Consider the following 13,084-nt stretch of genomic DNA (forward strand, 5'->3'; position numbering starts at 1 on the left):
ATGCCCTTTTAAATATTTCCTTATAATATCGAATTTAAGCTAGGAAACTAATGAAGTTAGATATATTTATGCCAATAATAGAAGCATAAGTGTATAAAATAAATATTTATACATTTGTAAATTAGGTTGTAATGCAAGATAAATACAATATAGATTCCCATAAGCTTAGTCTACATCCAGTAAGAGTTGCTAAGTGGTATGAAGCTAAAGATGATTGGGAAAAACTAAAAAAAATCTATCCCATATATGTAGAAATTTCTCCATATGGAGGATGTAACCATAGATGTACTTTTTGTGCGCTTGATTATATGGGCTATGAAAATATAGGTTTAGATTTTGATGTCCTTAAAAATACAATTTCAAATATGGCAAAAAACGGTGTAAAAAGTATAATGTTCGCAGGGGAAGGTGAACCTTTACTTTTTAAAAATTTAGATCTTATTGTAGAACATTCTTCCAAAGTAGGAATAGATACATCACTAACTACCAACTTTGTACCACTCAATAAAAAAAACATACAAAGGTGTATTGAGAACTGTTCATGGATCAAAGTAAGTTTAAATGCGGGAACCGCACAAAGTTATGCTGATATCCATCAAACAAAAGAAGAGGATTTTGATAGAGTCTTAAGTAATCTAAAATATGCCCTTGAATATAGAAAAGAAAACAACTTGAAATGTACGGTTGGTGTACAAATGCTGTTACTTCCGGAAAACAAAGATGAGGTTAAGAACCTAGCTGAGATTTGTAGAGAAATAGGTGTTGATTATTTAGTAGTAAAACCGTATTCACAACATCTATCTAGCAAAACAACTAAGTATAAAGATATAGATTATTCTCAAATGCTTCATATCGAAGATGAGCTAAATAGTATTTCAGATGATAATTTTAATATTGTATTTCGTGCAAATACTATGAAAAAATATGTACAAAAGAAACAATCTTATGACAAATGTCATTCTACACCATTTTTTTGGGGATATATTGCGGCAGACGGTAAAGTATTCGGTTGTAGTGCATATCTCGGTAAAGATGAGTTCTGTTACGGAAATATTTATGATAACAGTTTTGAAGAGATTTGGGAGAGTGAAAAAAGAAAAAAATCTTATGAGTATGTACAAAATGAACTGGATATAAAAAACTGCAGAGTAAATTGTAGAATGGACGAAGTAAACAGATATCTTTATAGACTCAAAAAGCCTCAAGAACATGATAATTTTATTTAAGGGATATAGATGAAAGCAGTTGTAACAGGTGGAGCAGGCTTTATAGGTTCACATATGGTTGACTTGTTGGTCTCTAAAGATTATGAAGTTATAGTTATAGATAATCTCGCTAACGGAAGATTGGATAATATTGAGCATCATAAGGGAAAAGTCAAGTTTGTTCAAGCTGATATAGGTGATTATGACATCTCTTTAGATGAGTATTTTTCTGATGTTGACTATGTCTTTCATTATGCTGCTCTTGCTGATATCGTGCCATCTATAAACAACCCTGTAAAATATCACAAAGCAAATGTAGATGGAACTATAAACGTTTTAGAAGCTGCAAAAAAATCTAAAAATCTAAAGAAGTTTGTATATGCAGCATCTAGTTCTTGTTATGGTATCCCTGATATTTATCCTACCCCCGAGACAAGCCCGATAGCTCCTGAATATCCTTATGCTCATACAAAAACAGTAGGTGAGCAGTATGTTATGCATTGGGGGCAGCTTTACAATATGCCGGTAGTGTCAATGAGGTTTTTTAATGTATATGGTATTAGACATCGTACAAGCGGTACGTACGGTGCAGTATTTGGAGTATTTTTAGCTCAACTTTTAAACAACAAACCACTTACAATTGTTGGTGATGGCGAACAGACAAGGGATTTCACTTATGTTACAGATGTAGTAGATGCTTGTTATATTGCAGCACAGAGTAATGTAACTAATGAGATATTTAACGTTGGAAGCGATAACACTTATAGTATTAATTATTTGGTAGAACTACTTGGTGGTGAGAAAAAGTTCATACCAAAAAGACCTGGTGAACCGGATTGTACATATGCAGATATTACAAAGATTAAAAAGGTTCTCGGCTGGACTCCAAAGGTCAGTTTTGAAGACGGTGTAAAAATTATGCTTGAAAATATTGAACAGTGGCGTGAAGCACCGGTATGGGATGAAGATTCTATCAAAGATGCAACTAAAGAGTGGTTTGAATGTTTAAGTTAAACTCACAAGATATTCGTAAAAAAACGATAGCCCTCTCATGCAATAGCGGTGCAGGACATTTAGCACCTTCTCTATCGTGTGTAGAGATATTAACTACGCTCTTTCGTGATTTTTTGAACTATAATCAAGCAGATTCAAAAGATGAAAGTAGAGATAGGCTCATATTTTCCAAGGGTCATGGTGCTTATGCGTATTATGTGATTTTAAACGAGCTTGGTTTTCTTCCAAAAGATGAGTTGGATAACTTCTACAACGGTGCAAGTATAAAAGGGTGTTTGACTCAGAATTTGGATTATATGATTGAAGCATCTACGGGCTCTTTGGGACATGGTCTGCCAATATCTGTAGGTATAGCACAGGCATTAAAGATGCAAAACAAAAAACAAAAAGTCGTGTGTATAGTGGGTGATGGAGAGATGCAAGAGGGGAGTAACTTTGAAGCACTAAATCTTGCATATAGATTTAAACTAGATAACTTGCTTTTAATTGTAGATGCTAATAATCTTCAAGCGATGGATAAAGTTTCAGATGTTGGATTAGATAATGATAGACTTTCTAAAGTTCTAAGTGTATATACCGATAATTTTTCAAGAATAAACGGGCACGATGAAGTTGAGCTGAAAAAAGAGATGGGTAAATTTTTTAATGAAAAAAATAATAGTCTGTCTATCATGCTTTGTGATACTCTAAAGGGTAAGGGCGTAGATGTATGTGAGAACTCTATAGCCCATCATTTTAGATGTCCGACACAAGATGGATATGTATTAGGTTGTGATGATGAATAGTCTAGTTTCAAAACAGATGGTAATGAAAGAAATATACAAATATTTTAAAGCTGATGAAACTATGGCATTACTTGTAGGAGACATGGGTTTTGCAGTCTTAGATGAGTTTTTTCAAAATCATAAAGGTAGAACGTTTAATACTGGAATTTGTGAACAGGCTACAATAAGCATGAGTGCAGGAATGTATCTTGCTGGATTAAAACCAATAGTATATTCACAAGTACCGTTTTTGGTTATGAGAGCTTACGAACAGATACGATATGATCTGAATGAGCATAAGATGAATGTTAAATTAATCGGTGTCGGTGCCGATAATTATTTTAGTTCTCTAGGCAGAAGTCATTGTATGGATGATGATGATGTTGATATGATGAATATATTTAAAAATTTTAAAATATTTTCACCGACTCAAGATAGTTTAGAAAAAGATATAAAAAATATGTTTGAGTATGATGGACCGACATATTTAAGATGTTTGTAAAGAGGTTAGCATGTCAGAATTAATACTTGATGGATCAAAAATACTGTGGCATCAAGAGAGATTAGAGCAATGGAAACGTGGGGAGAGAATAGCTCCAATAACTATAGATATGGCTCTAACACAGGCTTGTCAGTATAACTGTGTATTTTGTTATGCAAATATGCAAAGAAACAAACCTCATAAGATTACGATGCCTATTATGAAGAATTTTTTAGATGACTGTGCTGAGGTAGGTGTAAAGGCTATAAGTCTTGTAAGTGATGGTGAAAGTACGGCTAATCCTATATATGAAGATGTAATAGTTTATGGAAAAAGTGTAGGTCTAGACATGGCTATGGCTACACATGGAAATACTTTAACAGAAGATGTTTTGAGAAAAATATTACCGGGTCTTACATATTTGAGATTTAACTTTAGTGCAGGAACACCTGAGAGATACAGTGAAATTATGGGCGTAGCTGTAGAAAAGTTTTACGAAACATGTGAAAATATCAAAACGGCTATGAGGATAAAAAAAGAACTTAATCTTGATGTAACAATCGGTATGCAGATGGTACTGATGCCAAAAGACGGTGATCAAATAATACCGCTAGCAAAACTTGGAAAAGAGTTAAGACCTGATTACCTAGTTATAAAACATTGTAGTGATGACGAAGAAGGAACTCTTGGTGTTGACTATAATAAATATGAAGAATTATATGATTTGCTTCATGAAGCCGAGAGTTACAGTGATGATGAGTATCTTGTAAAGGCAAAATGGTCAAAGATAACTTCAAAAGGAATAAGACGTTACAATAGATGTTACGGTACACCTTTTCATTTACAGATGTCAGGGACTGGGCTTGTAGCACCGTGTGGAAGTTTTTTCAATGAAAAATATAAGCAGTATCATATAGCTAATATTACAGATGAGGGTGTTAGGTTTAAAGATATAATCAAAAGTGACAGGTATTGGGAAGTTATGGATTTCTTGGCATCTGACAAGTTTGATGCATGTTCAATGTGTGAGACTTTATGTTTGCAAGATAAAACAAATGAAGTATTAGATGCATATAAAAAAGGTAAGCATGATTTGAAAGCTCCGGATGGCGACTTACCACAGCATCTAAACTTCATTTAGGAAAGTTTGTGAAAAAAGTATTTGTAAGCGGCGATTTTAACATTTTACATCCTGGGCATCTTAGACTTTTAAAGTTTGCAAAAGGCAGCGGTGATTATTTGATTGTAGGCTTAAACTCTGATGAAATCAATCAAAAGGGTGTTACACAGGATATTAGGTTAGAGTCCATAAAAGCCACAAGTTATGTTGATGAAGCTTTTATACTACCTACAAATGCATTAGATTATATTCATGAACAAAAACCGGACATAGTAGTTAAGGGTAAGGAATATGAATATTTGGACAACCCTGAGTTAGAGATATTAGCTTCTTATGGTGGAAAACTTCTATTTAGTTCAGGAGAGATAGCTTTTTCATCTATGGATTTACTTCAAAAAGAGTTTTTAGAATTTGACTCTAAACCAAAACATTCTTTCGAATATATATCAAGACATAAGTTAGAGTTTTCAGAGTTAAAAGATATAGTTGAAAAATTTTCTAAACTAAATATATTGGTAATTGGTGATACTATAGTTGATGAGTATATCACTTGTGAGCCTTTGGGAATGAGTCAAGAGGATCCAACAATTGTTGTAAGTCCACTTGCCAGAAATAAGTTTATAGGTGGTGCAGCTATAGTAGCATCTCATGCTAGAACTTTAGGTGCGAATGTTAAGTTTATATCTGTTGTCGGAGATGATGAGAATCATAATTATGTAAAATCCGGACTAGATGACTTGGGAATTGAAACAAAACTTTTTTGTGATAGTACACGCCCAACAACTCTTAAGCAAAGATTTCGTGCTAACGGTAAAACTCTATTGCGTGTAAACCATCTAAAACAGCATAGCATCTCGAAAGATATACAAAACAATATATTAGAATATGTTAAAGACTCTATAGATGGTATTAATCTGATTTTATTCTCAGATTTTTCTTATGGGATACTTACAAATAATGTAATAAATCACATCTCTAATCTTGGACTTGAAAAAAATATTTTTATGTCAGCCGATTCACAAAGTTCATCGCAGGTCGGAGATATATCAAAGTTTAAAAACATGACATTAGTGACACCGACTGAAAGGGAGATAAGACTCTCTTTAAATGATTTTGAATCTGGTCTTGTAGTATTATCTGACAAGCTATCTAAAAAAACATCTTCTAATTATATTTTTACAACTTTAGGTGCAGAGGGTATTATGATATATAATAATCCTAATGAAAAACTTTTAACGGATAATATCAGAGCACTTGGATCTAATGTAAAAGATGTAAGTGGTGCGGGGGATTCATTACTTACTTGTAGTTCTATGGCTTTGGCTGTAGGTTCAAATATTTGGCAGAGTGCATATCTTGGTTCATTGGCAGCTGCAATTCAAGTAAGCCGTGTCGGAAACATTCCTATAAAAAAAGATGAAATTTTAAGAGAACTTGAGTAAATGAAGGCATTGTTATTAGCTGCCGGATTAGGTACAAGATTAAGACCTGTTACCGATAAAATTCCAAAGTGTTTGGTTCCGATTAACGGGAAGCCTTTATTGGAATACTGGCTTGATAGTTTATCAAAATCCGGTGTAACTCAATTTTTGATAAACACTTCATATTTACATGAACAAGTTGAAGAGTTTATAAGCAATAGTAAATACAAAAACATAGTTACTTTGGTTTACGAGAAAACACTTCTAAATACGGGGGGTACTCTTTTAGAAAATAGAGATTTCTTTGACGATGAAGCATTTTTTTTGGTTCATGCCGATAATTTATCTTTTTGTGACTTTAAAGGTTTTATTAATACCCATAAAAATCGTCCAAATAATACACATATTACTATGATGCTTTTTCATACGGATAACCCAAGTAGTTGCGGGATAGTTGAGTTAGATGAGCAAGGTGTTGTTCAAAAATTTCATGAAAAAGTAGAAAATCCTCCATCAAACTTAGCAAATGGAGCTGTATATATTTGTGAGCCTGATATTTTTAAGTATTTAAAATCATTAAATAAAAAAAATATCGACTTCAGTAATGATGTGTTACCAAATTATCTTGGAAAGATAAACACTTTCTTAAATGATGCATATCACAGAGATATCGGCACTATAGAAAGTTATGCTATAGCACAGATTGAATCTGCAGAGTTTGTAAAATCCTAGCTATCAGAATTAACCTCTGCTGAAATCATCATCTGAAGAGATGAGAACTGAGCATTGATTTTACTAATCATTGCATCATATGCCGTAAATCTTTTAGTCATGATTTCATATCTGTTCTCAAGCATCTCTTTTGCACGAGTATAACTTTCATTAAGGTTTGTAGCATCTGACTTTAAACCGGTTTCAAAATTACTTAATAATTTTCCATATCCTGTATAGGAATTTATTTTATCATCTATAGTTTCAAAAATACCTGTTCTGTCATTTCCGTTACTGTCTGTTCCACCTGAAAAGAAAAGTTTAACAGCGTCGGGATCATCTGCCATTTTTTCTTCAAGTACACTCTGATCAAAACTCATAATCCCACTTCTGTCAAGATCAAGTCCGTACTGCATTAAAGACTCTCCGTTACTCATAGATGTAATAACACTGTTTAAGTCACTTCTGATATTTCTAACAAAACTTTCATCGTTAAACACACCTTTTGCTCCGCTATCTTCATCATAAACAGTCATATCATCTAAATTTTGCATAAGTGAATTATATGAATCTACAAATAATTGCATTTCACCTATTAAAGGTTCAGTATCTTGTTCGATAGTTACATTAGAAAAATCACCCTCTTCTTTTAATGTTATATTTACACCGAGAATTAAGTCGCTAACTTCGTTTGTACTTCTTGTAGTCGTAATGCCGTTATACTTAAACTCCGCATCTGAAGCAGTCTGGATTTTTTGGTAACCGTCAGGATTTGTTACGGCATCATATGCAGTCATAAGAGCCGGTTCCAATAAGCCTGTATCATCAGTGATAGTAAGAGCTTGATCGGCTCCGGTTTGGTTTGAAGATACGACTAGTGAATATGCACCGTCACCTGTTTGAAGTATTGAAGCTTCTATATCACCGTTTGATTTGTCCGTAATTGCTTGAGCCAAATCTGATAAAGTAGTAGTAGCATCATAATCAACAGTGTATGCACCTATAGTTAAGGTACCTGTACCGCTAGCTACGTTAGTTTCTTTTGAAGCCAATGCACCAAATTTTGTAATATCTTTTTTTGCTAAAGTTACAGTCTCAAGTGTAAAAGATTCTATATTTGCACCTGATTCTACAGTAACTTCTGCATTTCCGCTTACATCTACTGTTTTGTTGTCAAATATAGTGTCATAACTAAGTGCAGAAGCACTACTTTTGAGAGTTTTCATTAAAGATGATAAAAGTGTATAAGCATCCTGCTTTTGATTGTTAAGAGTTACTTTGTTTTCTATCGGAGTTAGGATTTGTGCTTCGTCTGCTTCTTTTAACTGATCAATTACGTCAGCAGTCAAAACACCCGAACCTACACCTAGTGAACTTATACCAGCCATGATAAATCCTTTTATCTTATATATTTATATATTCTATGTGACTAAAATCGACAGTTTTGTAAAAAACTTTAATAATATTAAGCACGGATTATTCCAGTAAAAAATTATGAAATTTAGGTCTAAAATCTCTAAAGAAAAGAATATTGCTGTCGATATACTTAGCATGAACGATTCGAAAAATATGAATAATTTAACAACTAAAGGATCTAAAATGTATGGAACTGCCGCTCATAATACTTATGCTCAAAATAATGTAGGAATAGAATCACCGACAAGACTTATAGAGATGTTATATGAAGGGGTTCTTCGTTTTAATGCCCAAGCAAAAAAATCTATAAAAGACGGGGATATTGAAAAAAAAGTTTATTGGATTAACCGTTCTATTGCAATCATAACTGAACTTTTAATTACACTTGATAAAACACAAGGTGATATATCTTTATATCTTGAGGGACTGTACAATTATGAGATCACTTTATTGACAAATGCAAGTGTCGATGGAGATGTTGCAAAAATAGACGAAGTTAGTAATGTATTTAAAGGTTTACTTGAAGCTTGGAGAGAGAGTACAAATGTGGCTTAATAAGCTTCAGATTGCCATCGTTGAAAAAGATACGGATAAACTAGACGAACTTTTAAATACCCTTCCTGAATTTAAAAACAAAGAGGAAATGCAAAAAGCATCGTATCTTTTAAAAGAGGCTATGGTTTTACTTCTTAAGTTAAAAAGTGAGACCTCTGCATCCATGAAACAAATCAAAAAAAATTTAGAGTTTTTAAACTCTACTCAAAGTAATCCGACAAATAAACTAGATATTAAATCTTAAATTACTTTTTTTTAATTCCAAAATTTAAACTTCTAACAGTATATTCACTAACAACAGCACCTTTTCGCATATTTAGTATATGCTCGAGAGCATCGGCAATATCCGAAGTTAAAAGTTTTTCGTTGTCTTTATCGCTTACGTCAAAACGCAAAGACTCATAAAAGTTACTTTGGGTCATATCCGGATTTATGTTAGTAATACTTAAATTGCTTTTTCTGCTTTCTTCAAACAATGAATCGCTAAAAGATTTTAGACCTGCCTTAGTGGCTGAATAAACACAGGCAAATTTAGAAGCACGAAGTGCTTCTATTGAACTTATGTTAATTAGATATCCATCATTCTTCTTTAAACTTCTTAAAGTGGCATTAGTTAAAAGCATAGGTGTAGTTAGGTTTAAAAAACTCATTTGAGTAATTGTTTTTAAGCTTAATTCCTCATGTGGTTCAAACACTCCTATGCCCGCACAGTTAACTAGAATAAAGATATTTTGCTTTTTTAAATTCTCACAAAGCGAGAGTGTCTGTTTTTCATCTGAGAGGTCACACTTTATATGTGTAAAGTTTTTATCTCTTATCAAATCACTAGGAATATTTCTGCTTATACCTATAACTTTATATCCAAGTTTTAGCAATCTTAGAGAGATGCCATGACCAATTCCGCTACTACTTCCTGTTACAAGTGCCTGTTTCATGATATTTTCTCCATTATCTCATCTATATTTTCAAATATAAGTTTTTTAGCCATATCTTTTGTAACCTTTTGAGGTTCAAAATAATCGCTTACTATTTTAAATATAAAGCTATTCTTTACATCTTTAGTAGCTTTTATAAAACCTTTGCTCTCCATATCTACAACATCGTACTTATCGTAATTAACTTCATGTTCAACGCAAGTTAATTTGATATCCTTTGCATCCAACAGTTGACCAATTTTATATTTTTTACTTGCTCCGCATATTCCTACATTAACTATTGTGTCAGTTTGGTTCATTTTTTTTACGATTTCGGATGCAGCTTCAAACATTTTTTTTGAACCGATTCCGCTAATAACTATACTCACGATATCATTTTGCTTATCTTTACCAAGTTGAAATTTATCGACAAAAGCTTGAGCTTCGCTTTTTAGAGCTAATATTATATATATCATTTATACCACATTATTTTTTTTTGATATAATTTTATCAAAATAATATAAGGACTTTTATTATGCCGATAGTTCATGCAGATTACTCAAACTTAGACCATGAAGAGATGGCTGCAAGTATAGGTTTAAGTGCCAAACACGTACCTATCTTAATAGCTAGCTATCTTGAAGAAGCAGATGGAGGTTTGGCTAAATTAGAAGAATCGATTAATAAAAGAGATTATGCTGCTATTAAAGCAGACGCACACTTTATCAAAGGGAGTTCTGGTAATTTAAAATTTAATGAACTTTATGAAATGTCCAAGGAAATGGAATTCGCAGGAGCAGAAGCCGATGAAAGTTTTGATTACGAAGGCTACCTCAAGGCAATAAAAGAAGCAATCTCTACTATAAAATAATCTTTGTTTAAATATATTTAGCTACAATTTCATCGCTTCTCTTTAGACCTGTGCAATGGTGATTTAAGGCATCGTGTCAGGGTAGGAATACAGCAGCACACCTTGTTTTGCTATGTGCCGCAGGTATCTGGGGGGAGGCACCCTTTCTTATCTTTTAAATCCATCAATAATTAACACATAGTTTTAAACACATTATAAATTTTTTGCATTTAATTATTGTATATCTTTTTCCATAATAACAAAAATGTTTGTAAATGTTATTTTGCATTAATAATTCTTTAATTGTTAGTAGAGTAAAATAAATTTAATTTTAAAAGAAGGAAATATTAATGTTTAGTAAAAAAGTAGTTTTAACTATAATAACCGCTATATTAATATTAGGTGGATGCGGGAATTCTAATTCAGGTGGATTTGCAGTAAGCCAAATAAGTGGTACAGTAGCTACGGGTGAAGCTGCATCAGCTACGGTAACGATAGTAGGATCAAATGGCGAAACTGTTGTTACAAATGCGGATTCTCAAGGAAATTATTCGGCAGATACTACATATTTATTTTCACCCATGATGATAAAGGCTGTACTTGATAGAGACGGATCAACGCTATATTCTTTTACGGCTACACCGAATAAAAATGTAAATGTAACTCCATTGACATCTTATATTGTAAATCACGCTGCCGTAGCATTGGAGACCTCAGGGGGAGCAAGTTATATGTTTAATCAGTTTCAAAGTGCAAATTCTCCTTCAAACATAGATGAAAACGTGCAAAATTCTATTACTACGTTAAATAATTATATATCTACAACTATGTCAGCAAACGATGTTGATGGTTTTGACCATTTTAGCGATGAATTTTCAGCGAACCATGAAGGCTATGATGCTCTTTTAGATGCACTAGATATTGACATATATGAAGATGATGTTATCATTCGCATCAACAGTAATATATTAAATACATTAAATTACAACATTGATGTAAATGAGATAAATGCTTCAGGAATAATTTATGATATTACTACAGATAATCCTATAGCTAATGCAAATATCACTGCTACGGATAGAATGGGAAATAGTGTAAGCACTACAACAGATATTAACGGTAGTTTTACATTGGCAGTTGAGACAGTTCGGGTATATGACTTTACAATAACAGCTACCGGGTATGAAGATCAATTAGTACCAAATATTCCGTCATTTGTTTTTACTGAAACATCTGTAGGAGATGTCCCTATGTTACCAACAGGAGCTTCAGGGACAACAGCACTTTCGGGTAGGATAATAGATGCTAGAACAGCTGATACGGGTATATCAGATGCTACACTTATTATAAGAAGCGGTTTTGGTGAAAGGTTGGCAACACCTGTAGCTACTACTTCTACAGATAGCAACGGTACATTTAGTATTAATTTACCTTATGGTTTTTATACGGTTGAGATGCAGCACGATTTATATTATAAAGTTTTTAAAAATATAAATATATACGGAGGTTCTACCGAATATGATTTTAGTATGTTAGCGGATTTAACAGCAATTAATGCTTCAACAAATTTTTTCGCAACAATCACTTTAAATTGGGATGCCGATCCATCAGATTTAGATTCTCATTTAACAGGACCAGATTCAGTTTCAGGACGTTACCATCTAAATTTTGCCAATAGGACTATAAGAAGCAGTAACTATTATTCTAGCAACGATGCTTGTTCTCTTGGAATATTAGCTTCACTAGATCGTGATAGAACATCTTCTACTAACGGTTTACTACCTGAAACAACTACTATATGTAAGGTTGAAAGTGGTGGGATGTATAAATATTATGTGCATCATTACTCAGGAACAGGTACAATGAGTCAAGGAAATGCAGAGGTTATAGTAAATACAAAAAATGGTACGGCACGTACATTTACCGCTCCTAGTACAAATAGTGTCGGATATCATGATATATGGCATGTATTTAATATGGATTCATATGGAAATATTTATCCTGTAAATGAGATGATAGGTAATGATGTTTACGACAGTACAATATTTGCAAGTTCTAGTAGAAGCTCAGAGATAGGTATATTTGAAAATTTACCTTCAAAATAAAATATACTTAATTTTGTTTTAACGCTAAATCAGTAACAAATTAGTAACAATAGGATAGTATAATAACCATTATCAAAAATAAGGTTACATATATGCAAAACAAAAATTCACGTGCGGGTTTCTCTTTAATTGAGTTAATGATAGTTATCGTTATTTTGGGTCTTTTAGCAGCTATGGTGATGCCAAGCCTCACAGGGAAAGGCGAAGAAGCTAAAAGAGATTTGGTGTGTGTTCAGATGAAATCTCTTTATAACGGTGCACTAGATATGTTTAAACTAAATAACTCTCTGTATCCATCAACTGAAGAGGGCTTAGAAGCGTTAACAAAAAACCCTGATGAAGAAAAATATCCAAACTATTCTAAAAGCGGATATTTAAAAGATAACAAACTTCCAAAGGATTCTTGGGGTAACGACTTTGTATATATAAATGATGACGGTATTGTAGAGCTTATCTCTTTAGGTGCCGATAGAAAAGAGGGTGGTAAAAATGAAGCTGCCGATATTAAGATGAGTGAGTGTAAGTAGG

15 protein-coding genes and 1 other RNA gene are annotated in these 13,084 nt (G+C 33.0%); 13 read left to right on the forward strand and 3 right to left on the reverse strand.

Annotated features, from left to right (window positions below; all coding sequences use genetic code 11):
* Positions 1-131 precede the first annotated feature (131 nt).
* Genes FJR48_RS00885 through FJR48_RS00915 form a run of 7 tightly spaced genes read left to right on the forward strand, consistent with a single transcriptional unit; the run spans position 132 to position 6,737 of the window.
* On the forward strand, positions 132-1,226 hold the full coding sequence (locus FJR48_RS00885) for a radical SAM protein (protein ID WP_152306299.1): 1,095 nt from the start codon (positions 132-134) through the stop codon (positions 1,224-1,226).
* Between the two features lie 9 nt (positions 1,227-1,235).
* Positions 1,236-2,219 (forward strand): SDR family oxidoreductase, encoded by a 984-nt coding sequence (locus tag FJR48_RS00890; RefSeq protein ID WP_152306300.1) that lies wholly within the window; start codon positions 1,236-1,238, stop codon positions 2,217-2,219.
* Positions 2,207-3,004 carry a 1-deoxy-D-xylulose-5-phosphate synthase N-terminal domain-containing protein gene (locus tag FJR48_RS00895; protein WP_152306301.1) on the forward strand — a complete coding sequence of 266 codons (798 nt, stop codon included), beginning with the start codon at positions 2,207-2,209 and terminating at the stop codon, positions 3,002-3,004. The genes FJR48_RS00890 and FJR48_RS00895 overlap by 13 nt, the downstream gene beginning before the upstream one ends.
* On the forward strand, positions 2,997-3,485 hold the full coding sequence (locus FJR48_RS00900) for a transketolase family protein (protein ID WP_152306302.1): 489 nt from the start codon (positions 2,997-2,999) through the stop codon (positions 3,483-3,485). Before FJR48_RS00895 ends, FJR48_RS00900 begins: the two co-directional genes overlap by 8 nt.
* 10 nt (positions 3,486-3,495) lie before the next feature.
* The gene (locus FJR48_RS00905; RefSeq protein ID WP_152306303.1) at positions 3,496-4,605 is read left to right on the forward strand and encodes a radical SAM/SPASM domain-containing protein; all 1,110 of its coding nucleotides are present in this window, start codon (positions 3,496-3,498) and stop codon (positions 4,603-4,605) included.
* Between the two features lie 8 nt (positions 4,606-4,613).
* Complete coding sequence (locus FJR48_RS00910; RefSeq protein WP_152306304.1) at positions 4,614-6,026, forward strand: PfkB family carbohydrate kinase; 1,413 nt, start codon at positions 4,614-4,616, stop codon at positions 6,024-6,026.
* On the forward strand, positions 6,027-6,737 hold the full coding sequence (locus FJR48_RS00915) for a nucleotidyltransferase family protein (RefSeq protein ID WP_152306305.1): 711 nt from the start codon (positions 6,027-6,029) through the stop codon (positions 6,735-6,737).
* Here FJR48_RS00915 and fliD read toward each other — a convergent pair.
* On the reverse strand, positions 6,734-8,104 hold the full coding sequence (gene fliD, locus FJR48_RS00920; protein WP_152306306.1) for a flagellar filament capping protein FliD: 1,371 nt from the start codon (positions 8,102-8,104) through the stop codon (positions 6,734-6,736). The two genes, FJR48_RS00915 and fliD, sit on opposite strands and share 4 nt — an antisense overlap.
* A gap of 211 nt (positions 8,105-8,315) precedes the next feature.
* Here fliD and fliS point away from each other — a divergent pair, with 211 nt between their 5' ends.
* Positions 8,316-8,687, forward strand: coding sequence for a flagellar export chaperone FliS (fliS, locus tag FJR48_RS00925; protein WP_152308344.1), 372 nt, complete (start codon positions 8,316-8,318; stop codon positions 8,685-8,687).
* Entirely contained in the window at positions 8,677-8,931 is a 255-nt protein-coding gene (locus FJR48_RS00930) for a hypothetical protein (protein WP_152306307.1), read from the forward strand. Before fliS ends, FJR48_RS00930 begins: the two co-directional genes overlap by 11 nt.
* A gap of 1 nt (position 8,932) precedes the next feature.
* On the opposite strand, the gene FJR48_RS00935 is transcribed toward FJR48_RS00930, so the two are convergent.
* Together FJR48_RS00935 and FJR48_RS00940 are read right to left on the reverse strand one after the other, a co-directional pair.
* Complete coding sequence (locus FJR48_RS00935; protein WP_152306308.1) at positions 8,933-9,622, reverse strand: SDR family NAD(P)-dependent oxidoreductase; 690 nt, start codon at positions 9,620-9,622, stop codon at positions 8,933-8,935.
* The gene (locus tag FJR48_RS00940; protein ID WP_152306309.1) at positions 9,619-10,077 is read right to left on the reverse strand and encodes a hypothetical protein; all 459 of its coding nucleotides are present in this window, start codon (positions 10,075-10,077) and stop codon (positions 9,619-9,621) included. Before FJR48_RS00940 ends, FJR48_RS00935 begins: the two co-directional genes overlap by 4 nt.
* 59 nt (positions 10,078-10,136) lie before the next feature.
* Here FJR48_RS00940 and FJR48_RS00945 point away from each other — a divergent pair, with 59 nt between their 5' ends.
* From FJR48_RS00945 to gspG, 4 genes are all read left to right on the forward strand, one after another.
* Positions 10,137-10,472, forward strand: coding sequence for an Hpt domain-containing protein (locus tag FJR48_RS00945; RefSeq protein WP_152306310.1), 336 nt, complete (start codon positions 10,137-10,139; stop codon positions 10,470-10,472).
* 39 nt (positions 10,473-10,511) lie between these two features.
* Positions 10,512-10,609: signal recognition particle sRNA small type (ffs, locus tag FJR48_RS00950), an RNA gene on the forward strand.
* A 192-nt stretch (positions 10,610-10,801) separates the two neighbouring features.
* The gene (locus tag FJR48_RS00955; protein WP_152306311.1) at positions 10,802-12,556 is read left to right on the forward strand and encodes a carboxypeptidase-like regulatory domain-containing protein; all 1,755 of its coding nucleotides are present in this window, start codon (positions 10,802-10,804) and stop codon (positions 12,554-12,556) included.
* A 92-nt stretch (positions 12,557-12,648) separates the two neighbouring features.
* Positions 12,649-13,083, forward strand: a complete 435-nt coding sequence (gene gspG, locus FJR48_RS00960; protein WP_152306312.1) for a type II secretion system major pseudopilin GspG — start codon at positions 12,649-12,651, stop codon at positions 13,081-13,083.
* The last annotated feature ends 1 nt before the right edge of the window (position 13,084 follow it).

It is taken from the genome of Sulfurimonas lithotrophica (assembly GCF_009258225.1).
In the GTDB taxonomy this organism is placed as follows: domain Bacteria; phylum Campylobacterota; class Campylobacteria; order Campylobacterales; family Sulfurimonadaceae; genus Sulfurimonas; species Sulfurimonas lithotrophica.